19 protein-coding genes are annotated in these 22,891 nt (G+C 67.8%); 6 read left to right on the top strand and 13 right to left on the bottom strand.

What is annotated here, in order from left to right:
• Positions 1-5: 5 nt before the first annotated feature.
• From BN1186_RS03900 to BN1186_RS03920, 5 genes are all read right to left on the bottom strand, one after another.
• The gene (locus tag BN1186_RS03900; protein ID WP_139650812.1) at positions 6-1,424 is read right to left on the bottom strand and encodes a hypothetical protein; all 1,419 of its coding nucleotides are present in this window, start codon (positions 1,422-1,424) and stop codon (positions 6-8) included.
• A gap of 53 nt (positions 1,425-1,477) precedes the next feature.
• Entirely contained in the window at positions 1,478-3,646 is a 2,169-nt protein-coding gene (locus tag BN1186_RS03905) for a transglycosylase domain-containing protein (protein WP_052459747.1), read from the bottom strand.
• A 103-nt stretch (positions 3,647-3,749) separates the two neighbouring features.
• The gene (locus BN1186_RS03910) at positions 3,750-4,637 is read right to left on the bottom strand and encodes a mechanosensitive ion channel family protein (RefSeq protein WP_040282654.1); all 888 of its coding nucleotides are present in this window, start codon (positions 4,635-4,637) and stop codon (positions 3,750-3,752) included.
• A 52-nt stretch (positions 4,638-4,689) separates the two neighbouring features.
• Positions 4,690-4,956, bottom strand: coding sequence for a hypothetical protein (locus BN1186_RS03915; RefSeq protein WP_040282655.1), 267 nt, complete (start codon positions 4,954-4,956; stop codon positions 4,690-4,692).
• Positions 4,940-5,386, bottom strand: a complete 447-nt coding sequence (locus BN1186_RS03920; protein WP_139650816.1) for a hypothetical protein — start codon at positions 5,384-5,386, stop codon at positions 4,940-4,942. The genes BN1186_RS03915 and BN1186_RS03920 overlap by 17 nt, the downstream gene beginning before the upstream one ends.
• Before the next feature lie 118 nt (positions 5,387-5,504).
• On the opposite strand from BN1186_RS03920, the gene BN1186_RS03925 reads away from it, so the two are divergent.
• Positions 5,505-6,914 (top strand): CCA tRNA nucleotidyltransferase, encoded by a 1,410-nt coding sequence (locus tag BN1186_RS03925; protein WP_052459771.1) that lies wholly within the window; start codon positions 5,505-5,507, stop codon positions 6,912-6,914.
• Positions 6,915-7,123: 209 nt separating this feature from the next.
• On the opposite strand, the gene BN1186_RS03930 is transcribed toward BN1186_RS03925, so the two are convergent.
• The 3 genes from BN1186_RS03930 to BN1186_RS03940 all read right to left on the bottom strand — a co-directional run bounded on the left by BN1186_RS03930 (position 7,124) and on the right by BN1186_RS03940 (position 12,525).
• Positions 7,124-10,465 (bottom strand): beta-N-acetylglucosaminidase domain-containing protein, encoded by a 3,342-nt coding sequence (locus BN1186_RS03930; RefSeq protein WP_074436920.1) that lies wholly within the window; start codon positions 10,463-10,465, stop codon positions 7,124-7,126.
• 344 nt (positions 10,466-10,809) lie between these two features.
• Complete coding sequence (locus BN1186_RS03935; protein ID WP_040282659.1) at positions 10,810-12,096, bottom strand: citrate synthase; 1,287 nt, start codon at positions 12,094-12,096, stop codon at positions 10,810-10,812.
• Between the two features lie 186 nt (positions 12,097-12,282).
• Positions 12,283-12,525, bottom strand: a complete 243-nt coding sequence (locus BN1186_RS03940; RefSeq protein ID WP_040282661.1) for a DUF6458 family protein — start codon at positions 12,523-12,525, stop codon at positions 12,283-12,285.
• 157 nt (positions 12,526-12,682) lie between these two features.
• On the opposite strand from BN1186_RS03940, the gene BN1186_RS03945 reads away from it, so the two are divergent.
• A complete protein-coding gene (locus BN1186_RS03945; RefSeq protein WP_082031103.1) occupies positions 12,683-14,116 on the top strand; it encodes an MFS transporter in 1,434 nt (477 codons plus the stop codon).
• 155 nt (positions 14,117-14,271) lie between these two features.
• Positions 14,272-15,882, top strand: coding sequence for an alpha/beta hydrolase (locus BN1186_RS03950; RefSeq protein ID WP_052459748.1), 1,611 nt, complete (start codon positions 14,272-14,274; stop codon positions 15,880-15,882).
• Between the two features lie 13 nt (positions 15,883-15,895).
• On the opposite strand, the gene BN1186_RS03955 is transcribed toward BN1186_RS03950, so the two are convergent.
• Positions 15,896-17,104 carry a TIGR04053 family radical SAM/SPASM domain-containing protein gene (locus tag BN1186_RS03955; RefSeq protein WP_425471468.1) on the bottom strand — a complete coding sequence of 403 codons (1,209 nt, stop codon included), beginning with the start codon at positions 17,102-17,104 and terminating at the stop codon, positions 15,896-15,898.
• Positions 17,105-17,333: 229 nt separating this feature from the next.
• On the opposite strand from BN1186_RS03955, the gene BN1186_RS03960 reads away from it, so the two are divergent.
• The gene (locus BN1186_RS03960; protein ID WP_040282799.1) at positions 17,334-18,314 is read left to right on the top strand and encodes a ribose-phosphate diphosphokinase; all 981 of its coding nucleotides are present in this window, start codon (positions 17,334-17,336) and stop codon (positions 18,312-18,314) included.
• Positions 18,315-18,414: 100 nt separating this feature from the next.
• Here BN1186_RS03960 and BN1186_RS03965 read toward each other — a convergent pair whose 3' ends face one another.
• On the bottom strand, positions 18,415-19,236 hold the full coding sequence (locus BN1186_RS03965; protein ID WP_139650820.1) for an MFS transporter: 822 nt from the start codon (positions 19,234-19,236) through the stop codon (positions 18,415-18,417).
• A gap of 115 nt (positions 19,237-19,351) precedes the next feature.
• Here BN1186_RS03965 and BN1186_RS16335 point away from each other — a divergent pair, with 115 nt between their 5' ends.
• Positions 19,352-19,768, top strand: coding sequence for an aminotransferase class III-fold pyridoxal phosphate-dependent enzyme (locus BN1186_RS16335; RefSeq protein ID WP_052459750.1), 417 nt, complete (start codon positions 19,352-19,354; stop codon positions 19,766-19,768).
• 7 nt (positions 19,769-19,775) lie between these two features.
• Positions 19,776-20,075, top strand: coding sequence for an aminotransferase class III-fold pyridoxal phosphate-dependent enzyme (locus BN1186_RS16340; protein WP_052459751.1), 300 nt, complete (start codon positions 19,776-19,778; stop codon positions 20,073-20,075).
• 221 nt (positions 20,076-20,296) lie between these two features.
• Here the strand turns inward: BN1186_RS16340 and BN1186_RS03975 are convergent, their stop codons facing one another.
• The 3 genes from BN1186_RS03975 to BN1186_RS03985 form a co-directional block, all read right to left on the bottom strand.
• The gene (locus BN1186_RS03975) at positions 20,297-21,349 is read right to left on the bottom strand and encodes an NAD(P)-dependent alcohol dehydrogenase (RefSeq protein WP_040282662.1); all 1,053 of its coding nucleotides are present in this window, start codon (positions 21,347-21,349) and stop codon (positions 20,297-20,299) included.
• Between the two features lie 62 nt (positions 21,350-21,411).
• A complete protein-coding gene (locus tag BN1186_RS03980) occupies positions 21,412-21,906 on the bottom strand; it encodes a hypothetical protein (RefSeq protein ID WP_040282663.1) in 495 nt (164 codons plus the stop codon).
• Positions 21,907-21,939: 33 nt separating this feature from the next.
• Positions 21,940-22,671, bottom strand: coding sequence for a hypothetical protein (locus BN1186_RS03985; protein ID WP_040282665.1), 732 nt, complete (start codon positions 22,669-22,671; stop codon positions 21,940-21,942).
• Positions 22,672-22,891: the final 220 nt, after the last annotated feature.

Raw genomic sequence — 22,891 nt, forward strand, 5'->3', positions numbered from 1 at the left:
TCAGCTCAGGGAGCAGCGGGGGTGGGTCGCTCGTAGCCGGCCAGCGACGGGTCGTCCTCCGGCAGCGCGCGCGACGGGGTGGGCGCAACGGCGACCCCGTCGTCGGAGCCTTCCCAGATGGGGTCCGATATCGCGGGGCTGCGCACTGCGTCGCGGGCGGGGCGCACGATGTCGGCCACCGTCTCCGTGAGGAGCCACAACTCCACGAGCACGTGCAGGATGATCGCCAGCCAGTACAGCATGTACGGCCCGTTCTGGGTGGTGGTCAGCCAACCGCCGAGCCAGCCCCAGATGGCGACGTAGTAGAACAGCCCGGTGATCGACACGGCGATGATCTCGGGCTTGAACGGGCGGGCGAGCACCACGGCGAACAGCACCCACAGCGCCGTCTGGGGCGTGTAGGCGGCGCCCAGCACCACCGTCGCGAGGATCACCACGGCCACCATCGACCCCACCCGGGGGCGCTTGCCCGTGACGAACAGGTAGGCGATGAACACGCCCAGCGCGAACAGCAGCACCACGAACATGATCGAGCCGGTGGCTCGCAGTTTCAGCCCGAACATCAACTGCAGCACGTACCAGAGGGAGCCGTAGCCGGTCTCGGTGTTGATCTCGCCGTGGTAGTAGCGGTACACCAGGTCGAAGTTGCGCATCAGCAACGGCAGGTGCACGGCGAAGAACGTGACGACGGCGGGCACGATGAACAGCAGCGCCTTGCGCCAGCCGGCCCTCAGCGCGACGGCGACCACCACCGCGAGCACCACACCGATCGGCATGGTGCCGGCGCAGGCCGCCAGGCCCAGCACGATGCCGGCCTCCAGGAGCCGCCCGCGGGCCACCTGCACCAGGCCGAGCGCGGTGAACGCGATGGGCACCAGCGTCCAGTTGACCAGGCCCACCGCCAGCACCACCGGGGAGGCGGCCACCAGCAACGCGTCCCACGATGTGCGCCCGGGCCGACGGCGACCGATCCATGCCATGCACGCCACCCAGATCAGGAAGCAGACGAACAGGCCCAAGGCGGTGATGGCGAAGAAGGTGACGCTGGCGTCGACCTCGTTGGCCACCGAGGCGCTGCGGCTGATGGGCGCGTCGAAGAGCACGACGGAGGCCTTGCGGGTAACCATGATCGCCGCGGCGATCAGCGGGGCGAACAGCATCTTGTCCGTGCCCAGCGGCGACTCACTCCGCCCGAAGCCCTGCCCCAGGAATGTGGTCTGGATGTCCGAGTAACACACCCTCAGGTACATGTCGATGTCCTGGTGCGGCGTGGTCTGCACGCACGGCACGTGGCGTACGAACAGCACCAGGAACACCACGGTGGCGAGCAGGAAGGCCCACGGCAACGGGTTGAACCAGATGCCGCGCGGGTTGGCGTGGCGACCCATGGGGCCACCGAGACCTGGCAGCAGCGCGTTCTTCACGCGCTCACTGTAGCTGTTAGCCCTGAACGGATCGGGTCGTGTCGCCGTCCTGCTCAGCGGGATTGTCCGGCGGTGGCGCCTGAGTGGGCGGCTGCGGTGCCGGCTCCACCTCGGCTGGCGGAGCCTGCGTGGGTGGGGCCTGCGTCGGCGGGGGTGCCTGAGTGGCCGGGCACCGTCGGCGTCTCGGTGGGAGCCCCGGTGGGGGCGCTGGCCGGCTGCTCGTCGCCGTCGCGCGCGGGACGCTGCGAGACGTTGGTGGTCTCGCCCCTATCCGCCTTGATCTCCTCCGGCTCGTCGAACTCGAGCACCTCCATGCCCTCGCTGGCGCGGATCATGTAGTCCACCCACGTCATCAGCGGGTAGCTGGAGCCGTAGAACGTGCGGTCCTGCGGCCGCTTGTAGGGGCGCAGGTCCGCGTTGCCGCCCTCGCCGGCGACGTAGAGCACCGCCGTCGAGATCTGCTTGGTGTAGCCCACGAACCAGGCTGAGGTGATCGACTCGTCGATGCCGTTGGTGCCGGTCTTGCCCGCGACGGGGCGGCCCAGCTCCTGCGCGCGGCGGCCGGTGCCCTCCTGCACCACGGAGGTCAGCGAATCGGTCACGTTGGCGGCCACGTTGGCGTCGATGGTCTGCTCGTTGGGCGGCTCCGCCTCGTAGACGACGTTGCCGTCGCGGTCGAGGACCTGCTTGACGATGTGCGTCTCGTTGCGCTTGCCGGAGTTGGCGAGGGTGGCGTACGAGTTGGCCATGTCGAGCGGGGTGACCTCGCCGAAGCCGAGCGCGACGCGGTTGCCGGATTCCTCCCATGCGGGGCCGGTGGGGGCGCCGGCGTCGTTGGCGGCCTTGATCACCTCGTCGCGGCCGTTGTCCATCTGCTGCGTGAGGTCCACGAAGGCGGTGTTGATGGAATCCGCGGTGGCCTTGCGGAGCGTGACACGGCCGTACTGCTGGTTGGCCTGGTTGTTGACGGTCTGAGTGTCGCCGCGGGGCGTGAACGTGTTGCCGTTGAACACGGAGCGCAGCGAGAAGCCGTTGCGCAGGCCCGCGATGGTGGCGAAGGGCTTGAACGTGGACGCGGCGGGGCGCTTCGTGTCTGCCCAGTTGCGCGAGTTGGTCACGAAATCCGCGCCGCCGTAGAGGGAGAGGATGCCGCCGGTGACGGTGTCGACCGAAGTGATCGCCACGTGCAGCTGCGACGGGTCCGCGCCCTCAGCGGAATCCTCCGCCGCCTGGGCCGTGTACTTCTGGGCCTCCTGGATGGCGGCCTCCTGCATGGGCTTGCTGAGCGTGGTGACGATCTTCAGGCCGCCGCCTTGGATCTCACCCTCGGAGAAGCCCTTGGCGGCCAGCTCGTCCTCCACCATCTTGATGAGGAAGCCCTTCGGCCCGCCGTAGCGGTTGTTGACGGGCACCTCAGGGAACTCCGGTAGCTGGGGGCGGGCCGCGGTGTGTTCGGCCTGCGAAATGGCGCCCATCTCGAGCATGCCGTCAAGCACGTACTGGTAGCGGCCCAGCAGCCTCTGGCGGTGCTCTTCCCCGCCGGACGGGTTGAAGCCGGCCGGGTTGTTGAGGATGGCTGCGAGGGCGGCGGCCTCGCCGACGGTGAGGTCCTTCGAGTCCTTCAGGAAGTAGGACTTGGCGGCGGCCTGGATGCCGTAGGCGCCGCGGCCGAAGTAGATGGTGTTGAGGTAGCCCTCGAGGATCTCCTCCTTGGGCATCTCGCGGCCCATCTTCGTGGCGAGGAACAGTTCGCGCACCTTGCGCTGCATCGTGCGCGACGAATCGAGATAGAGGATCTTGATGTACTGCTGGGTGATGGTGGAGCCGCCCTGCACCTCACCGCCGCGCAGGATGGACCAGGCGCCGCGCAGCATGCCGGTCACGGAGAAGCCCGGGTCCTCCCAGAAGCTGCGGTTCTCCGCTGCGATCGCCGCGTCCTTCATCACCTGCGGCATCTGGTCGTAGGGGATGGTGACGCGGTTCTGTACCGCGAGCGAGCCCAACTGGTTGTTGCCGTCCTGGTAGTAGAGGAACGTCGTGTTGGTGGTGAAATCCGCGTTCGGGTCCGGCAGGTCCGTGGTGTTGTAGAGGTACAGGAACCCGCCGATGCCGCCCAGGCCGGCGATGATGAACAGCACCAGGGCCGTGATGCCGATGCGGCCCCAGATCTTCCGGGCGCGCGACTTCTGCGTGCGCTGCGGCTTCTTCTTGGTCTTGGCCATGCGTCCTTCTCACCCTCGTCTGTTGGCCGGTCCGCGAAGGATCGGCACATTCCAGAGTAAATGGAACGTGCAACCTCCACCCAATCCGGCCGGCCCGCCGTCGTCAGGGCTGGGGGGTCTCCCGGCGGCCCACGCCAGGCAGGATGGGCCCGCGGATGCCAGCCTCGGCGAGGGCGCGCTGCCCGCGGGCGCGCACCGCACGCATCGGGCCCCACTGCTGGTTGGGGCCGGTCTTGATGGAGACCTGCACCGTCATGGTGCCGCCCTCCATGGAGCCCACGCCCAGCACCGACGGCGGCTCCAGCAACTGCTCGGCGAACTCGGGCTCCTCGTCCATCCGGCCGACGGCGGTGCGCAGCACGTCCTGTACACGTTCAGGGTCTTCGTTGATGGCCACGGGGATGTCGATGGTGGCGGTGGAGTAGCCCTGGGACACGTTGCCCAGCGTCAGCACCTCGCCGTTGCGGACGTACCAGACGGTGCCGGTGGCATCGCGCAGCTTCGTGACTCGCAGGGTGACGTCCTGCACGGTGCCGGTGAGGTCGCCGACGCGGATGAGGTCGCCCACACCGAACTGGTCCTCGGCCAGCATGAAGATGCCGGAGAGGTAGTCCTTCACCAGGGACTGGGCACCGAAGCCCAGCGCCACGCCGCCCACGCCGGCCGAGGCCAGCAGCGGCGCCATCGGCACCCCGAAGGTGGCCAGCACCGTGAGGACGACCACCACCAGCAGCACGACGTCGACGACGTTGCGCAGCAGGGAACCCAGGGTCTCGACGCGCTGCCGGTGTCGCTCACGGCTCACGCCGCTGGCGCGGGCGAGGATGCGACGAGCCCGCGCGCCGAGGTCCTCGTCGTCGTGGCTCGCCTTGCCCCGGGCCACCAGCGTGCGCACGATGCGCCTGATCGCGTAGGTCAGCACGAGGCGGAACGCGAGCGCCACGGCGATGACGATGCCGGCCAGCAGCAACTTCTCCCAGAGATCAGGCATGCCTCACATTGTGCCCCCAGTCTTCCCCGGAAGGTCTATCGCCCCGCCCGGATCAGAGACCGCGCGAACGGGCGAACTCGATGAACCGGTCGCCTCGCCCTGGCGGGTTCATGTCCTCGACATCGGCGGCCAGCGGCCGAACCGCCCGGGCAACATCTTCGAGGGCGTCGGTGCCGCTGCCGATGAGATCCCACTCATCAGGCACCCACGGCAGGTACTCCACCAGGTCGGGGAAGCTCTTCGTATTCGCTTCCCGGTGCCCGGCGGTGAGGGCGGCGGGCACGATCGTCTCCACCGATTCGTCAGTGAACAGTGCCACGGCGACGATGTCGTCTCGGATTCCGGTCGGCCGAGGCAGCGACTTCTGCATCCGGATCTGCCTCAGGCTCGTCGAGTTGGACCCCGATCATGTGGATGCTCCCACTCACCGACGCCACGGCGGCCACCGCGAAGAGCAGCCCGAACACCCCGGACAGGATGCCGGGGAGCCACTCCCCCAGCACGAGTGCGCCGGCGGCGATCAGGCCGAAGGCGGTGGTGAGCAGCAGATAGATGAGGACCGTGCCGCGATGGTTGCGGATCCGCAGTTGCCGTTCGGTCTCGCCGAACTTCGGCGGGCGGCGAAACAGGAGGTAGGCGGGCACGGCTCCGAACAACGCGCTGACGCCCAGCATCAGGAGCCACGTGGGCAGATCCGCGCCGTCGCGGATGGCGAAGAAGACCATCCCGCCGAGTCTCCGCCTCGCCATCCGCGCCTCCTTCGGTCGTGGATCAGAGCGTATCCGCCGCCGCCGGGTTCGGGATCAACCGGTCCTGAAGATAAGATTGTCGTTTGTGCCCAGCCTGACCACAGCCCAGACCAACGCGATGCAGGAACTCCTGCGCATCGCGCCAGTCATCGACGACCTCGGCAGGCTGTTCCGCGACGCCGGGCATGAGCTGTACCTGGTGGGCGGCTCAGTGCGCGACGCGCTGCTCGGTAAGCTCGGCCACGACCTCGACTTCACCACCTCGGCCAGCCCGGATCAGACCCACGCACTGCTGAAGAAGTTCACGCCGTCGACGTGGGACATCGGCCGCGATTTCGGCACCATCGGCGCGATGAAGAAGGCCGACGGCCAAGAGTGGCTCATCGAGATCACCACGTTCCGGGCCGACATCTACCGCAGCGAATCCCGCAAGCCGGAGGTCAACTTCGGCACCGAGATCGACGGCGACCTCGTGCGCCGCGACTTCACCATCAACGCGATGGCCATCAACGTGGCCACCCGCCAGTTCGTGGACCCGTACGGTGGCCTCGAGGACCTCGCCGACGGCCTGATCCGCACCCCCGGCACCCCGGAGAACAGCTTCTCGGACGACCCGCTTCGGATGATGCGGGCGGCGCGCTTCTCCGCCCGGCTCGGGTTCACCGTCGCGCCGGAGGTGGTGCAGGCGATGAAGGACATGGCCGAGCGCATCTCCATCGTCTCCTCCGAGCGGATCCAGACGGAGCTCACCGGGCTGCTGCTGACCGACGAGCCGCGCGAGGGGATCGACCTGCTGGTGCGCACCGGGGTCGCCGAGATCATCCTGCCCGAACTTCCCGCACTGCAACTCGAGGTGGACGAGCACGCCCACCACAAGGACGTCTACCAACACTCCCTGACGGTGCTGGACCAGGCGATCGAGTTGGAGAAGGCCCGCGGGCACGAGCCGGACATCGTCAACCGGTTGGCCGCGCTGCTGCACGACATCGGCAAGCCCCCCACCCGCCGCTTCGAGGGGTCGAAGGTGACGTTCCACCACCACGACGTCGTCGGCGCGAAGATGGCCACCAAGCGCCTGAAGGCCCTCAACTACCCGGGCGCGGTGGTGAAGTCGGTGGCCAAACTCATCGACCTGCATCTGCGCTTCCACGGCTACGCCGACGGGGAGTGGAGCGATTCTGCCGTGCGTCGCTACGTGCGTGACGCGGGAGACGAGTTGGAGCGCCTGCACATCCTCACCCGCGCGGACTGCACCACGCGCAACGTGCGCAAGGCCACCAAGCTGCGCCGCGCCTACGAGGAGCTCGAATGGCGCATCGACGAGCTGGCCCAGCAGGAGGAGCTGCAGTCGCTGCGACCGCACCTCGACGGCACGCAGATCATGGAGATCCTGGGGATCAAGCCGGGTCGAGAGGTGGGAGAGGCGTACACGTTCCTCCTCGAGCACCGCACGGAGCACGGTCCCATCGAGCACGACGCCGCCGTCGAACTGCTGAAGAGCTGGTGGGCTGAGCGCAACCCAGCCTGACCCGGTCCCTGAGCGTGCCCCGCGAGGAACGAGCCGGGCACGACGAAGGCCCCCGCAGCCGATCTGACACCTGTTCCACATCGGGTGTGCTCCGCCGAGGGCGGAGGATGAAGGTCACAATCACGCTACGGGCGCCCTCCGTCGTCGCTGGCTCGTTCCTCGCCGGCGACGCTCAGGGACCACGCACGCCGACGAGGCTCAACCAGCGACTACCTCTTCTCGGGGCCTCCGAACATCACAATGTTGTTGAACACCCACTGGTTACGCTGCGAGAAGGTGTACCCACCCTCCGCCTTCGGCGTCGCAGCGTAGACCGTGGTCATCGTGTACGAACGGCACGCATCCCCACCAGTGGCAGCGGTCTTGCACTCCGTGCGCCACTGACGACCAGCCGAGGTGAACACACCCGTCGACACGTCGTCGGTAGCCTCCACGTCACCCAACGGGTTGCCCTTCCACGCAGCCTCGCTCATGTACGGCAGATAGGTGAGGTTGTTGAACGCCCAACCCTGCTTGACCTCGAACTGGCCGTTCTCGATCACCACCACGGTGGCCCAGATGTCGGTGCGGCACCGCTCCGTCTGCGAGTACTCCTCACACACCGTGTTCCAATCGCGACCATTCAGATGCCGGTGCAGACCCGCCAGCGTGTACGGCGCCTCCCGCACGAACTTGTCCACCGCCGGGGTGGTCGGCTCGTCCGTCGGATCCTCGGTCGGGTCATCCGTCGGATCAACCGTCGGATCAACCGTCGGATCGACAGTGGGGTCCACGGTGGGATCAACCGTCGGATCGACCGTGGGATCAACCGTCGGATCGACCGTGGGGTCCACGGTGGGATCAACAGTGGGATCGACCGTCGGGGTGGGCAGCGTGCCGTCGTACTGCGACACGATGAACTCTGTGACACTCACCGCGCCCCCGTCGAACACGATGCGCGCGGCCGTGACCTCGCCCTCGACGACGCCCTCGAACCACGGGGCCGTGGCCTCGCCGACGACGACCCATTCGCCGTCGACCTGAGCCTCGACGGTGCCGCCGAACTCGGCGCCCAGCACACGCACCAGAGCATTGGTGACCGGCTCATCGAGCGTGCGGGACAGGACATGGCCGGCCTCCGCAGTGCCCTCCATTGCGGTGAACAGGCTGGCGTCGAGCGCCGCGCCGGCATTCGCCCCGGGCACGTCTGTGACGACCTGAGCCGCAGGCGACAGCACCTGGAACTCGCGGATCTTGATCCACTGGCCACCCGAGTTGGGGGCGGTGGCGCGCACGCGCACGTAGCGCGCCTCGACCGGCTGCTGGAACGACGCCGCGATGACCACGTCGTCGGTGTACTGGCCCACGTTGGTCCAGGTCTGTCCGTCGGTGGAGTACTCGAGCGCGGCGTTGTAGAACATGTCGCCGCGGTTGTTGTCGTTGTCGGCCTGGTGCACCGACACCCCGCCGATGGGCTGGACGGAGCCCAGGTCGACCTGCACCCAGTCCCCGGCCTGGGGGGCGGCGTTAGACCACCACAGCGTGTTGAAGTTGCCGTCGGTCATGTTGGCCACCGCGTTCGACTCCCACTGGCCGAGGTTGTCGGCGCGCGACGCCGTCACCGGCAACGTGCCGGCCGCGAAGGCATCAGCGTCCAGCCAGGTGATGTAGCGGCCGTAGGCCTCGGTGAGGAAGGTATCGAAGCGGGTGTCGCCGACCTTCGGGATGTACTTGTCGGCGACGAAGGTGAGGCCGTCCATGCCGTCGACGCGGTAGGTGGTGGTGGCCTTCGCCCGCTCCTCGACGGAGGCGAGGAAGGCTGCAGCGGCGGCCGCGCCATCGTCGGTCTCGAGCGCCTCGAGGCCCTCGATCGATTCGGACAGGGAGGCCGCCCATTGGGCGGCGGCCTGGATCCAGGGCAGCGAATCGTCGTAGAAGCCGGTCTCGGCCATGTCGGCCAGGGATGTCTCCAGCCCGGCGATGACCGCCAGGCGATCCTTCAGTGGCTGCGTGCCGGCGGTGGTGCCGGCGTCGACGGCGGCCCAGAAGGCGTCGATGTCGGCGCCGAGCGCGGGGGCCTGGGCCGAGGCAGGGCGGTAGGGGCGCCAGTCCTGGTTGAGGTCGACGAAGACCTCCAGCGCCTCACGGACCGACGGGTCGTCGCCGGCCAGTTCATCGAGGATCCGGGTCTGGGTGACCTGCGGGTTGTAGGCCGGGCCGTTCCAGGTGTAATCGGCGTAGCCCGCCAGCGCGATCATCGATGCGTAGGGCTGCACCATGGGGTTCGACGTGAAGCCGTCGATGTGCTGGTACAGATCGGCCGCGCGGCCGTCGAGGGGGTTGAGGAACAGCCTGTCGGGCTGGCCGTCGTTGACCGGGAAGTTGTCCCAGATGTAGAGGTGCTCGGTGTTGTACGTGGTCTTCGCGCGCGCCACGGATTCCATGGTGATCGTGTTCGAGAAGACGCCCTCACCGGTCCACTGCATGATCAGCGAATCGTCGGTCTGGGTGCCGAACTCGGCCTTGTAGGCGTCCGGCGCGGAGCCCGCGTAGTTGGTGGGCACCGTCTGCAACGGCTCGAGGTTGTTGGGCTTGATGAACTCGTTGATCACCCGGTTGAGGTAGTGCGCCTGGCCCTCGGCGAGCTTGCGGAACCCGGGCAGCGTGAAGCGGGCCAGATCCTCCGCGCACTTGAGGTACGGGTCGATGTCGTCGAGAGCGATGTAGAACGTGCGCACGCCGATCTCGCGCAACTGCTCGAACTTCGCGATCGTGGCGTCGAAGTCTGCGTCCTTCGAGTAGCAGATGTCGTTGCCCGGCGACAGCGCGAAGACGAACTCCACGTGGTGCTCGCGGGCCTCGTCGACGAGTTCGGCCAGCTTCGCCAGATCCTCGGCGGGGTACAACTCGCGCCACTCCACGCGCAGGTACGCGTCGTCCTTGGGCGTGTAGATGTAGGTGTTCATCTTGTGGTCGCCGTAGAACTCGAGCTGGTCGAGCCGGGCCTGGTGGGACCACGGGATGCCGTAGAAGCCCTCGATGCCGCCGCGGATGGGCATGAGCGGCCAGTCGCGCACCTTCGCGGCGGCCAGCGTCGAGCCCTGGATCAGCTGCTCGAAGGTGTCGACTGCGTAGAACAGGCCACGGTCGGTCTTGCCTTCGAGAAGGACGGTGGGCTGACCGTCGACGACGCCGTTGGCCAGAACGTAGCCCTCATCGCCCAGGGCGGAGGCGTCCTCGATACCGAGGTCGTCAGCGACCTCCTGGGTACCGGCGTCGGTGACGCCGAAGTGGATCACGGTGCCCGACGACGGTTCCGCCGTGGCCCACGTCACCGTGGCGCCGGCGGCCTCGAGGGCCTGGGTGAGTTCCCGCTTGGCGGGTGCGTCGACATCAGCGTCGGCGACGACGGTGACCGCACCGCCGAGATCCACCGCGGCGCCGTCGTATGTGATCGACTGCGGGGTGGGGAGAACGAGCGGGTCCTCGGCTCGGGCTGGCATGGTTCCGGCTGAGACGACGAAACCTGCCACGAGCGAGGCTGCGGCTGACAGTGCAAGGGTTCTGCGCATAAAGACCTCCTGGTTGTGCCTCTAGTCAACCGCTAAACCGGCTGATTTTTGCCAGGTTCGGCCAATGCGGGGAAAGTGATCATCGCTTTCGCCCGGGGACATGGGTCGCGGCGCCGGCAGATGTCGGCGCCGCGCCTCTCACGAGTTGCCTGGACCGCCCCCCAATGCTCGCCGCCCAGGCACCACCATCATCGCCCGAACGGCCTCGCGACGGCACGGTTTTGGCTGTACGGAGTTGTGCGGAAAGGCATCACTCCTAGTCAGAGCGTCATGGTGGTGCGGTTCCGAACGCCGAAGAAACGACTGTGGCCCCGGGAAAACCCGGGGCCACACGTCGAACTCGATCAGCGCTCGTTGATCGGTACGTAGTCGCGCTCCGTCTCGCCGATGTAGATCTGGCGGGGACGGCCGATCTTACGCGCCGGATCCGCGTGCTGCTCGCGCCACTGGGCGATCCAGCCGGGCAGGCGGCCCAGCGCGAACAGGGCGGTGAAGTACGAGGCGGGGAAGCCCATGGCCTCGTAGATCAGGCCCGTGTAGAAGTCGACGTTGGGGTACAGCTTGCGCTCGATGAAGTAGTCATCGTTGAGCGCCGTCTCCTCCAACTCCAGCGCCATGTCGAGCAGGTGGTTGCTGGTGTCGGTCTTGCGCAGCAACTTGTCCGCGTGGCCCTTGATGATCTTCGCCCGCGGGTCGTAGTTCTTGTAGACGCGGTGGCCGAAGCCCATCAGCTTCACGCCGGACTTCTTGTCCTTGACCTGGGCCACGAAGTCCTTGATGTCCATGCCCTCGGCGCTGATGTCGCGCAGCATCTCCAGCACGGCCTGGTTCGCACCGCCGTGCAGCGGGCCGGACAGGGCGCCGACGCCGGCGCTCATCGAGGCGTAGATGTTGGCATCCGCCGAGCCGACGAGACGCACCGTCGAGGTAGAGGCGTTCTGCTCGTGATCCGCGTGCAGGATGAACAGCGTCTCGAACGCGCGCACCAGGTCCTCGTCGATCTCGTACTCCTCCATGGGGGTACCGAACGACAGTCGCAGGTAGTTCTCGACGTAGCCGAGGCTGGTCTTGGGGTACAGGAACGGCGCACCGATGGACGACTTGTAGGCGTAGGCGGCCAGCGTCGGCATGGAGCCGAGCAGGCGCAGCGACGACTCCTCCACCTGGGCCGGGTCGTGCACGTCGAGGTTGTCGCGGTGGAACGCACCCAGCGCCGTGACGCCGGCGCCGAGCACCTGCATGGGGTGCGCGCCGCGCGGGAAGCTGCGGTAGAGCTCGCGGAGGCGCTCGTCGAGCATCATCCGGCGCGAGATCTTGCCGTAGAACTCGTCGAGTTCGTTCTGCTTGGGGAGTTCCCCGTAGATCAGAAGGTAGGCCACCTCGATGAACGTGGCCTTCTCGGCGAGCTGCTCGATGGGATATCCCCGGTACTGGAGGATGCCCTTCTCACCGTCGATGAACGTGATGGCCGAGGTACACGACGCTGTGTTCACAAAGCCCGGATCGAGGGTGGTGACACCCGAGGTGGCCAGCAGTTTGCTGATGTCGAAACCGTTATTGCCCTGCGTGGCCTCCACGATCGGCAGATCGAGTTCCAGATCCCCGTACGTGAGGACTCCGTTGTCGGTCATGTGTTGCCTTCCTTTACTCCCGGGCGACCGTCATGGGCGCCGGTGCGGGTTCCTATCGCTGCGGGACAACCTTACAACTTGGAATGACTCCACAAAATCGGTCGTCCAAGACTGGCCGGGTCCCACGAAGAAGAAGATGAAGAAGGGGCCCGCCCCAACGGGCGGGCCCCTCCGGCTGGTGGTGGATCAGAGGCCCTCGTGCGACTCCGCTCGACGAACGGTCTCGCCGGTGTTGGGGTCCTGCACGGTGCGGGACTCCGTGACGCGGCTGCGCTGCGAGGCGAGCAGCGCCCAGATGAGGCCGATGACGCCGGCGGCGATCAGGATGTAGCCGATGACGTCGAGGCTGACGTAGGGAACGTCGGCATCAACGGCCCACACCAGGATGGCGCCGATGGCCATGAGGATGATGGCAGAACCGATACGCATGGGTTCCTCCTTGAGTGTTCATTTCCGGGTGGACGGTGGCCCACCTGGCCTGAGCGTAACCTGTTCGACGAGCCAAGACACCACTTTTCCCGCCCACTTGGGGGTGTGTCGCTGAACTGCACCCCGAAAGTTCACCCTTGGAGGCTATGGTGCGCGGGTGAACAGTTCTGCATTCCCGGAAATCACCCCAGGCCCTGACATCGGCGGTGCGCTGTCGTCGACGAGGGCCTCGAAGGGCAAGGTCATCTCCTGGGCGCTGTGGGACTGGGGCACCCAGCCGTTCGCCACCGTGATCACCACATTCGTGTTCGCCGTCTACCTCACCAGTTCGTCGTTCGGACCCAAGGACGAGGTGACGATGAAGCTGGCATGGGCCACGGGCCTGGCCGGCCTGTTCATCGCGCTGCTCGCCCCGGTGCTGGGGCAGGGCGCGGACCGCACCGGCAAGCGGATGTTCCACCTGCGCTGGCAGACGTGGCTGCTGGCCGCCATCTGCGCCGCGATGTACTTCGTGGCGCCCGCCCCCGAGTACTTCCTGCTGGGCGCGCTGCTGCTGGGCGCCGGCAACGTCGTCTCCGAGATCGCCAACGTCAACTACTACGCGGCGATCGACCAGGTCTCGACGCCACGCAACGTGGGCCGTGTCTCCGGCCTGGGCTGGGGCCTGGGCTACCTGGGTGGCATCGCGATCCTGCTGCTGATCATCGCCCTGATGGGGTCCGGCTTCGACGCGGACCAGGTGCGTCTGTCGATGATCCTGTGCGGCGTCTGGACGCTGGTGTTCACCATCCCCATCTTCGTGGCGCTCAAGGACAAGCCGCCGACGGATCCGGGCCGGCAGCTCGGCATCGTCGGCTCCTACCGCGAGCTGTTCTCCTCCATCAAGCGGCTGTGGCGCACGGCCCCCAACACCCTGTTCTTCCTCATCGCGGCCGCCCTGTTCCGCGACGGCCTGGCCGGCGTGTTCGCCTTCGGCGGCGTGCTGGCAGCGGGCACGTTCGGGTTCGAGTTCAGCGAAGTGGTCATCTTCGGTGTGGCCGCCAACGTCGTGGCCGGCCTGGCGACGATGGCGTTCGGGCTGCTCGACGACAAGCTCGGCCCCAAGACCGTCATCGTCTTCTCGCTGGTGTGCCTGGTGCTGCTCGGCACCGGCGTGTTCATCTTCCACGACGGCGGCAAGCCCGTGTTCTGGGGCCTCGGGCTGGCGCTGTGCCTGTTCGTCGGCCCCGCCCAGTCGGCCAGCCGCTCCTTCCTCGCCCGCCTCATCCCGGACGGTAAGAGCGGCGAGCTGTTCGGCCTGTACGCCACCACCGGGCGCGCCGTCAGCTTCCTCGCCCCCACGATGTTCGGAGCGATGATCTGGGTGGGCCTGCAGTTCACCGAGAAGCCGCCGGAGATGCTCGCCTGCGAGGCTGCGGCCACCACGCCGGAGGAGCTCGCCGCCTGCTCCGAGACCCTGGCCCAGCACTGGGGCATCCTCGGCGTCGTCGCGGTGCTGTTGATCGGCCTGATCGTTGCGCTCTTCGTCAAACAGCCACCGAAGGCGGACCTGCCGCCCGAAGACGAGTTCGCCGCCGCCCGCATCGGGTGACCTCTTCCAGCGGCTGCCGGCGCCGTCACCTCAGTCGCAGGCCGCGCCGGGCGCCACCCTTAACCGGAGCGGCCAGCCCTACAGGGCTGGCCCCACCTGCTAGGGCTGGCGGCACGGAGTAAGGCTGGCGGCGTACACCCACGTATCCTGGGGTGATGCACCTGACGAGCACCTCGATCGACATCGACGGCTTCCAGCTCCAGGCGCTGACCTCCGACGGCGACCCCGAGCGCACCTTCGTCCTCGTCCACGGCCTGGGGGTGGCGTCGAGCTACTTCCGCCCGTTGGCTGACGCGCTGGGCGACACGGGCCGCCTCGTTGCGCTCAACCTGCCCGGCTTCGGCCCCACCCCCTGCCCCGACGACTCGCTGCGCATCGGCGAGTTCGCCACGCTCGCCCGCCGCGCCGCGGCGGAGCTCGAGGTGGAGGACGCGGTGTGGATCGGGCATTCAATGGGCACCCAGGTGGTGGTCGAGGCCGAGGCGCAGCAGCGGGGGCTCATGTCGCGGATGGTGCTGCTGGCGCCCGTCGTCGATTCCCGCGCCCGACGCGCGAGCACCGTCGTGCGCCAGTTCGTGCAGTCGGCGGTGAAGGAATCGGTGCCCTCAGCTGTGGCGTCGGTGCGGGCCTTCGCGAGTTGCGGGCCGCGGTGGATGTACGAGGTCTTCCCCTCCATGCTGCACTACCCCATCGAGGACCGCATCAGCCTGACCAACGTCGAGACCCTCATCGTGGCCGGCGAGGACGACCTGATGGCGCCGCGCGAGTGGTTGGAGGAACTCGCGGAGCGCGCGGGCGGACGCGCCCAGGTCGCCGTCGTGCCGGGGTCGCACCAGGCCATGCACTCCCACGCGGAGGAGGTCGCCCGGCTGATCGTCGAGCCGCTGGATTCGTCCCCTGAGCCAGCCGTCCGCGGCTGGTCGAAGGGCGCCGCACCCCCGGCTCAGGAGACAACCGAACGCATGGACGGCGGCGACGGCACCATGCCGGAGTCTGGCTTCGGGGTGGCAGACCGGCACGAGCCTGAGCTTGCGCCGACGGCGAACGCGTGGACGGTGCTGCGCAACCCCCGCTCGGTGCGGGTCGCGGCCGGCGACTGGGCCGTCGCGTTCCGGGACCAGTTCTCCTCCCTACGCCCCCGCCGCACCTCCGCCGTGCCGAACGATGGCGACTGCGCCGGCCCACCCGTCGTGATCATCCCCGGCATCCTCGAGAACGCCCGCTATCTTGCGCCGATGTCGCAGTGGCTGGCCGCGCGGGGCCACACGGTGCATCAACTCCCGGCGCTGGGGTGGAACCTGCGGGGCCTGATGAAATCGGTCGACAAGGGCTTCGAGGCTCTCGAGACGCTCGGCGTGGAGGATGCCGTGATCGTCGCGCACTCCAAGGGTGGCCTGATCGGCAAGGCCATGCTGCTCGACCCCAGGGCCGACGGCGTGCTCACCGGCCTCATCGCCGTGGCGACCCCGTTCAACGGGTCCACCCTCTGGGACCGGGCCCAGCGCACGTTGCTGCTGCGTCGCTCCCCGCTGGGGATGTTCCACCCGGCGCACCCCGAACTCGCCACGCTGATCGCCGAGCGGGAGGTCAACCGTCGGATCGTGTCGCTGTCGCCGGCGTTCGATCAGATGATCCCCGGCGGCTCACACCTCGACGGCGCCACCAACGAGACCCTGGAGGTGGAGGGCCACTTCCGGGCGGTCAGCGACGAATCCGCCTGGGAGGTCATCCACCGGCACGTCGACGCCCTCGGCGACTCCCGCTGACGTAATCCAGGCTCTAGGAAGCGGGCGCGGGCTCGGCCCCCTCCGGTTGGTAGACGCACGTCGGGTCTGAGGCCAGGGGGTCGCCGAGCATCGCGTGGGCCCGGGCGCGGGAGCCGCCGCAGATCCAGTTGAACTCGCAGATCCCGCACTTGCCGGAGTACGACGACGGGTCGCGCAGCGCCTTCATCATGGGCGCCTCGGCGTAGATCTCGTGGAACGGCTTGTCCTTGACCGAGCCGCAGTTGTAGGGCAGGAAGCCCGACGGGTAGACGTCGCCGATGTGATCGACGAACGCGAACCCGCGGCCGCTGTTGACGCCGATCGGTGGCCGCGGTGGGCGACGCTCGGTCACGCTGCCCAGCAGCCGCTCCGTCTCCTCGGTGAGCCAGGCGTGCAGCGGGCCGCGCTCCGGCATGGGCTCCCCGGCGGCGCGGGCGTCGTCGCGCTGGATGGCGACCCGACGGTAGTTCGGCGCCTCGGTGACCTTGATGGCGATGCGGTCGGAGACATCGTGCAGCCAGTGCAGCACGTCCTCCATCTCCTCCGGGTCGAGGGGTTCCAGGTTGGAGCCGCGGCCCATCGGCACGAGGAACAGCAGGTACCACATGTGCGCCTGCATCTGCATGGCGGTGGCCAGCAGTTGCGGAAGTTCGCGCAGGTTGTTGCGGCAGATCGTGGTGTTGACCTGGAAGCGGAAACCGTGTTCCACCACGAGCTTCGCGGCCTCCATGGTGTCGTCGAAGGTGCCCTCGATGCCGCGGAAGGAATCGTGCGTCTCTGCGGTGGCGCCGTCGAGCGAGAGCGAGAAGGCCTTCACTCCGGCCTCGCGGACGGCGGCGAGCCGCTCGTCGGTCAGCAGCGGGGTGACCGACGGCGACAGCGCGATCGGCAGGCCGATGGAGGTGCCGTAGGCGATGAGCTCCTCGAGGTCATCGCGCTCGAACGCGTCGCCGCCGGAGAGGATGACGATGGGGCGCGGGGTGCCGTAGGCGGCGAAGTCGTCGAGCAGCGCCTTGCCCTCTTCGGTGGTGAGCTGGCGCGGATCGGCCTTGGTGAAGGCATCGGCGCGGCAGTGCTTGCAGGCCAGCTGGCAGGCCCGGGTGACCTCCCACACCAGCACGTGCGGCCGCTCGCCGGCATCGTGGTGGAGCGTGCGGACCACGCCCTTGGACTGCGGCTGGTGCATGGCGTGCGGGTGCATGGGATGCGACATGACCGACATCCTACAAGAAGTAGTAGAAAGGTGGCTCTTCCCAATTGACGGTGTAGCTCCGGATGACCCACACGGCACTGCGCCATCCAACTACACCCCCACCTGGGCAGAGCCAGAAGAGTCCGGGGTGGGGATTCGGCTGCGCCGTGCATTCGGGGCGTGCAGGTTGTGGTCGGGCGGCCCAACCGTCGCGCGGGTCGGTAGGCTGAGGGCAATCTGAGAAAGATAAGGGGTGGCCGTGAAGGACATCGTCGTTTTCTCCGGGTCAGCGCATTCTGAGCTGGCCGACGAGATCTGCAACCATCTTCGGATCCGGCGTTCCGGGGTGAAGATCTCCCGCTTCAGTAACGACTGCCTCCAAGCCCAACTGCTGGCCAACTGCCGCCTGCGCGACGTCTACATCGTCCAGCCCCTCGTCCCGCCCACGCAGGAACACCTCATGGAGTTGCTGCTGATGGTCGACGCGGCCCGCGGGGCCTCCGCCCGCCAGATCACCGCAGTGATGCCCCACTACGCCTACGCCCGCTCAGACAAGAAGGACGCCTCCCGCATCTCCATCGGTGGCCGCCTCGTGGCGGACCTGCTGACCACAGCGGGGGTCGACCGGGTGCTCACCATGGCACTGCACGCCCCGCAGGTGCACGGCTTCTTCTCCGTGCCGGTGGACCATCTCACTGCCCTCGGCGTGATCGCCGATCACTACCGCGAAAAGGACCTCACCAACTGCGTGGTCGTCTCGCCTGATCTCGGCAACGCGAAGCAGGCCACGCTGCTGTCGCGGCTGCTGAACCTCCCCGTCGCCGCCGGCTCCAAGCAGCGGATGGCCGACGACAAGGTGGTCATCGACGCCATCGTCGGCGACGTCGCCGGCAAGCGCGCCATCGTGCTGGACGACGAGATCGCCACCGGTGGTTCCATCATCGAGATCGTGCAGCGGCTGCAGGATTTCGGGGCGGCCGAGGTGAGCGTCGCCTGCACGCACGGGCTGTTCACCGGCAACGCCGTGGAGAAACTGATGAGCGTCGACGCGATCAAGGAGGTCGTCTCCACCAACACGGTGCCCGCCCCGGCGAACTTCCCCGGCCTGACGTGCCTGAGTGTGGCGCAACTGTTCGCCAGCGCGATCGACCGGATCCACAACGGCCGCTCCGTCTCGAAGCTGTTCAATGACGTCGACCCGTCGCACGCTCCCCCGCCGGCCCCCGAGGGTCTGTTCTGACCGCTCCCGCGCGGGGGGTTCTCCGTGAGCAATTGGATGGGGTCACGGAGCGACACGCCGGGAAAACGGGCTCGCCGGGCCCACGACCCTATCCAATTGCTCACGGGCGACGGCCGCGGTAGCGCTCCAGCACCTCGCGCCAACTGGGCACGACGACGCCCTGCTCGGCCATGAGGCGACGCAGCTTGCGGCGGCTCAGCAGGATCCCCGTGATGCCCACCAGGAAGAACGGCGCCTGCAGCGCCCACGCCAGCCGCAGGTGCTCGGGTGTGTAGTCCCCACCGCCCGCGATCCAGTCGAGGAACACTCCCATCAGCAGGATCAGCAGCGTGCCGCCGGCGAAGGCGCCGGTGATCACGATGCCGTTGGCGGCGCCGAGCCGGGCCGAGGGCAGCGCGGTGCGCGGGAAGTCGAAGCCGATGCCGGTGCCCGGCCCACCGACGGCGAGCACGATCACCAGGAGGAACAGCAGCACCGCGGGTGCCCGGCCGGGCCACAGCAGGACGGCGGCCCACACCACGATGAGGCTCCAGATCACGATGAGCGCCAGCGTGCTGCGTCGAAGGGGATGGCGGGCGGTGAGCGCGCCGATGACGGGCCCGGCGAACATCGCGGCCACCGACAACATGGTGAACAGGCCCGATGCCTCAAGCTGGCTGAGCCCCTGCGCGACGATGAGGTACGGCATGCCCCACATGAACAGGAAGGCGTTCATGGAGAAGCCGGAGGTGAAGTGCACCCAGAAGCCCAGCTGCGTCGCGGGGTGCTTCGTGACGCCGACGATCCGGCCGGGGATCTCGCGCAGCGGGTCGGCGACGGTGCCCGGGTCGACGCCGGGTGGGGCGTTGCGGACCCACCCGAGGATCGCCACCACGGCGACGAGGCTCACCTTTGCCGCAATCGCGTTCACGTCAGGAAACACAGGGTGAGAATGGGTGGGAGGCGTGCCCGTGTCGCATCTTCCCCGCCCGCAGCGGGTCGAACTTCCGCCGGGCCCGTAGGACAGCGTCCGCCTGGTCCTCGGGAGGAGTCAACCCATGTCAGCCCCCACCACCCACCGCGCCGATCCCTCGGCGCCCGTCCACGCCGAGCCACACGTCGCGCAGAACTATGCTCCGCTGCCCGTCACGATCGCATCTGCGGAGGGTGCGTGGGCGACCGACGTCGAGGGTAGGCGCTACCTCGACCTCCTCGCGGCCTACTCCGCGGTGAACTTCGGCCACCGGCATCCCGCGCTCCTCGAGGCGGCAGCCGAGCAGCTGGGCCAGGTCACCCTCACCAGCCGCGCCTTCATGAACGACCGCCTCGAGCCGTTCGCCGCGGCGCTCGCCCAGCTCTGCGGCAAGGACCTGGTGCTGCCGATGAACACCGGGGCCGAGGCCGTCGAGACCGGCATCAAGGTGGCGCGCGCCACCGGAGGGCTGTCTCAGGCGGATCCGCCAGCTCTGCGATGAGCGCAACGTGCTGTTGATCGCGGATGAGATCCAGTCAGGGCTGGGGCGCGTCGGCCGCACCTTCGCCTGTGACCGGGAGGACGTCGTCCCCGATCTGTATCTGCTGGGCAAGGCGCTCGGCGGCGGCATCATGCCTGTCTCTGCGGTTGTCGGCGATCGCGAGGTGCTCGGGGTCATCCACCCTGGCGAGCACGGCTCAACCTTCGGCGGCAACCCGCTGGCCGCTGCCGTCGGCCTCCGCGTGGTGGAACTGCTCGGAACCGGCGAGTTCCAGGAGCGGGCGTCGACATCGCCCCGCCGCTGGTGATCACCGAAGAGGAAGTGGAGTGGGCCTTGGAACAGCTACGTCTGGCATTGGCGGCTCGTCCCACTTGAGGGTGACCACGCCGCCTCCTCGCCAACGGCGAATTCTCCCCACCTGAGTTACTGCTCCTCGCCGGCGACGCATCACAGGCGAGAATAAACAGCGGGGCACGGAGAATTCTCCATTGGCACGGAGCGCTGAACGTTGGCGGGGGGAGGGTCGCCTCAGCCCATCGTCGCCGTGTCGATCACGTAGCGGTAGCGGACCTTGGAGCCGACGACGTTGTCGTAGGCCTCGTTGATCTGGTCAGCCCCGATGATCTCGACGATGGGGCGGATGGCGTTGTCGGCGCAGAAGTCGAGCATCTCCTGAGTCTCACGGATGCCGCCGATGTTGGCGCCGGCGAGCGCCTTGTTGCCGTTGATCAGGCGACCCAGGTTGACGCTGGCCGAACCACTCTCGGGCAGGCCCAGGTTGATCACGACGCCGTAGGGCTTGAGCAGCGCCAGCAGGGTGTCGGGCTCCACGCCGTCGGAGATGGTGCACAGGATGATGTCGAACGAGGCGCGCAGGCCCTTCATGGCGTCGGCGTCCTGGGTGGAGACGTAATCCGACGCGCCCAGCTTCATGCCGTCGTCGCGCTTGGCGAGCGTGCGGCCCAGCACGGTGACTTCGGCGCCCATCGCGGCGGCGAACTGCACGCCCACGTGGCCCAGGCCGCCGAGCCCGACGACCGCGACGCGCTTGCCCGGGCCCGCACCCCAGTGCTTGAGCGGGCTGTAGGTGGTGATGCCGGCGCACATCAGCGGCGCGGCGTGCTCGAGGGAGATCTCGTCCGGCACCCGCATGAGGTAGTCCTGCTCCACGGTGATGCCCTGCGAGTAGCCGCCGGCGGTGGGTTCGCCGTCGCGGCCGATGGAGTTGTAGGTGCCGACGGTACCGGGGCGGCCGGTGCAGAAATGCTCGTCGCCCGCCTTGCACATCTCGCACTCGCGGCAGGAATCGACGAAACAGCCGACGCCCACGCGGTCTCCGGCCTTGAACTGTGTGACCTCTGAGCCCACCTCGGTGACGACTCCGGCGATCTCATGCCCGGCGACGAGCGGGTACAGCGTCTCGCCCCATTCGCCGCGGGCGGTGTGGATGTCCGAGTGGCAGATGCCGGCGTAGGCGATCTCGAAGTACACCTCGGTGGGGCCAGGCTCGCGGCGCGTGATGGTGGTCTTCTCGTAGCGTCCGGTGGGCGAATCGATGGCGTAGGCGTTGACCTCAGGCATGGTGCTTCACTTTCTCAACGGCGGGGCCCCCAGCCTACTGCTCCGGGAGCATGAGCCCTCGCTCAGGCGCCGTTGAACGCAATCACTTCAACCTGCAGCGAGCCGTCAGCCAGCGGCAGCCGCTGGTAGGAGCCTCGCTCATCGGCCAGTTCGCGGCTCCGATCCGCGCAGGTCATGCCTGCGGGAGGGGTACCGAGGCACGCCTCCACCGTGGCCGGCTCGTACGTGCCGAGGGACTGCTCCCACTCGGCGATGCCGTCGGCCGGGATGATGAGGGTGGCATCCATGTGCCAGTCCTGGAACTGCCGGTAGTTCGATTCCTGCACGACGGTGCCCTGCGGCAGGACCATCCCGGTCATCCTCTCGATGGCGTGGGGTTTGATGTCGGTGCACTTGGCGTCCATCACTCGTGAGACACACGTGGCGTCTTCGCCCTCGGTGGGGACGGTGGCGGCGTAGAAGGTGGCGTGCATGACCGCCCCGATGAGGTACAACGGGATGGCATTGATCACCACCACGCCGGCAACGAGGATCCAGAACCAGGGCTTCTTCAACACCCTTCCAGGATGCCCGACGGCGGGCTCAGCGGATCACTCTCCGCCTAGTCCTTCCAGCCATTCGGCATCCGACTCAGGGCCAGGCATGGGGGCCTCGGCGTCTGCGTCGGGCACGGTGCAGTTGAGCTCTTCACCGGGGGCGGGGCCGAATTCCTTGCCGCCGAAGATGACGTCCTTGGCGTAGGCGTAGTACGCGTCGTGTTCGCCGGTGTTGTACGGGTTGTCGAGCGCGCAGCGGCCCACGTAGTAGCCGATGACGTCCGCGAAGACCTCGGTGACCTTGCCGCCGGCGTACTCGGAGAAGCGGCCCTCCTGAGCGTGCAGTCGCTTGAAATCCGTCCAGTACTTCGGCTCCGAGTACCGGTCCGAGTTGAGCACGTGCGCCAGTTCGTGCGCGACGAGGCGGGTCAGGCGACCCTCGTCGCCGGAATCCAGCGCGCGCTGGAACTTGGCGAAATCGAGCGAGACGTAGTTGGGCTTGGTGAGGCTCCAGTCCCCCCAGGCGTAGCCGCTGATGTTGGTGGTGTTGAGGCCCACCTTGCCGCCCACCTTCTGCTGCAGATCAGCGCGGTAGGTGGTGCACTCCATCGCGTCGAGCGTCTCCCACAGGATCTTGATCGACGGGCGGCGCTCCTCCGTCCACTGAGAACCGGCCAGCTCGAAACCGAAGTTCTCGGTGAGCTGCGCCGCGATCTCAGCGATGGGCGCGTCCTCCGGGAACGGGAACGTGGAGGGGCAGGGGGTGGGGATGCCGGTGACCGGCATGCCCGGTGGGGATGCCGGTGACCGGCATGACCGGCGCGGGGGCGATGGGGAGGGCATCTGCGGAGGGTGCCACGAAGGAGCCAACTGTCACAGCGGCCAGCGCTGCGAGCGAGGCGATCCATTTACGCACTAGAGAAGCTCCCGTGATCATCGTCGATGCTCTGTCAGAGATAAGAGTTCCTGAAGATTCTCAGGAAATCAAACCAGTGACCAGCCTACC

This window comes from Tessaracoccus massiliensis (genome assembly GCF_000826065.2).
Lineage (GTDB): Bacteria > Actinomycetota > Actinomycetes > Propionibacteriales > Propionibacteriaceae > Arachnia > Arachnia massiliensis_A.

Excerpts from the sequence above, each read along its gene's own strand:
- BN1186_RS03905 (WP_052459747.1), bottom strand. The coding sequence starts at position 3,646 with ATGGCCAAGACCAAGAAGAAGCCGCAGCGCACGCAGAAGTCGCGCGCC.
- BN1186_RS03910 (WP_040282654.1), bottom strand. The coding sequence starts at position 4,637 with ATGCCTGATCTCTGGGAGAAGTTGCTGCTGGCCGGCATCGTCATCGCC.
- BN1186_RS03920 (WP_139650816.1), bottom strand. The coding sequence starts at position 5,386 with ATGGCGAGGCGGAGACTCGGCGGGATGGTCTTCTTCGCCATCCGCGAC.
- BN1186_RS03925 (WP_052459771.1), top strand. The coding sequence starts at position 5,505 with ATGCAGGAACTCCTGCGCATCGCGCCAGTCATCGACGACCTCGGCAGG.
- BN1186_RS03930 (WP_074436920.1), bottom strand. The coding sequence starts at position 10,465 with ATGCGCAGAACCCTTGCACTGTCAGCCGCAGCCTCGCTCGTGGCAGGT.
- BN1186_RS03935 (WP_040282659.1), bottom strand. The coding sequence starts at position 12,096 with ATGACCGACAACGGAGTCCTCACGTACGGGGATCTGGAACTCGATCTG.
- BN1186_RS03940 (WP_040282661.1), bottom strand. The coding sequence starts at position 12,525 with ATGCGTATCGGTTCTGCCATCATCCTCATGGCCATCGGCGCCATCCTG.
- BN1186_RS03950 (WP_052459748.1), top strand. The coding sequence starts at position 14,272 with ATGCACCTGACGAGCACCTCGATCGACATCGACGGCTTCCAGCTCCAG.
- BN1186_RS03955 (WP_425471468.1), bottom strand. The coding sequence starts at position 17,104 with ATGTCGGTCATGTCGCATCCCATGCACCCGCACGCCATGCACCAGCCG.
- BN1186_RS16335 (WP_052459750.1), top strand. The coding sequence starts at position 19,352 with ATGTCAGCCCCCACCACCCACCGCGCCGATCCCTCGGCGCCCGTCCAC.
- BN1186_RS03975 (WP_040282662.1), bottom strand. The coding sequence starts at position 21,349 with ATGCCTGAGGTCAACGCCTACGCCATCGATTCGCCCACCGGACGCTAC.
- BN1186_RS03985 (WP_040282665.1), bottom strand. The coding sequence starts at position 22,671 with ATGCCGGTCACCGGCATCCCCACCCCCTGCCCCTCCACGTTCCCGTTC.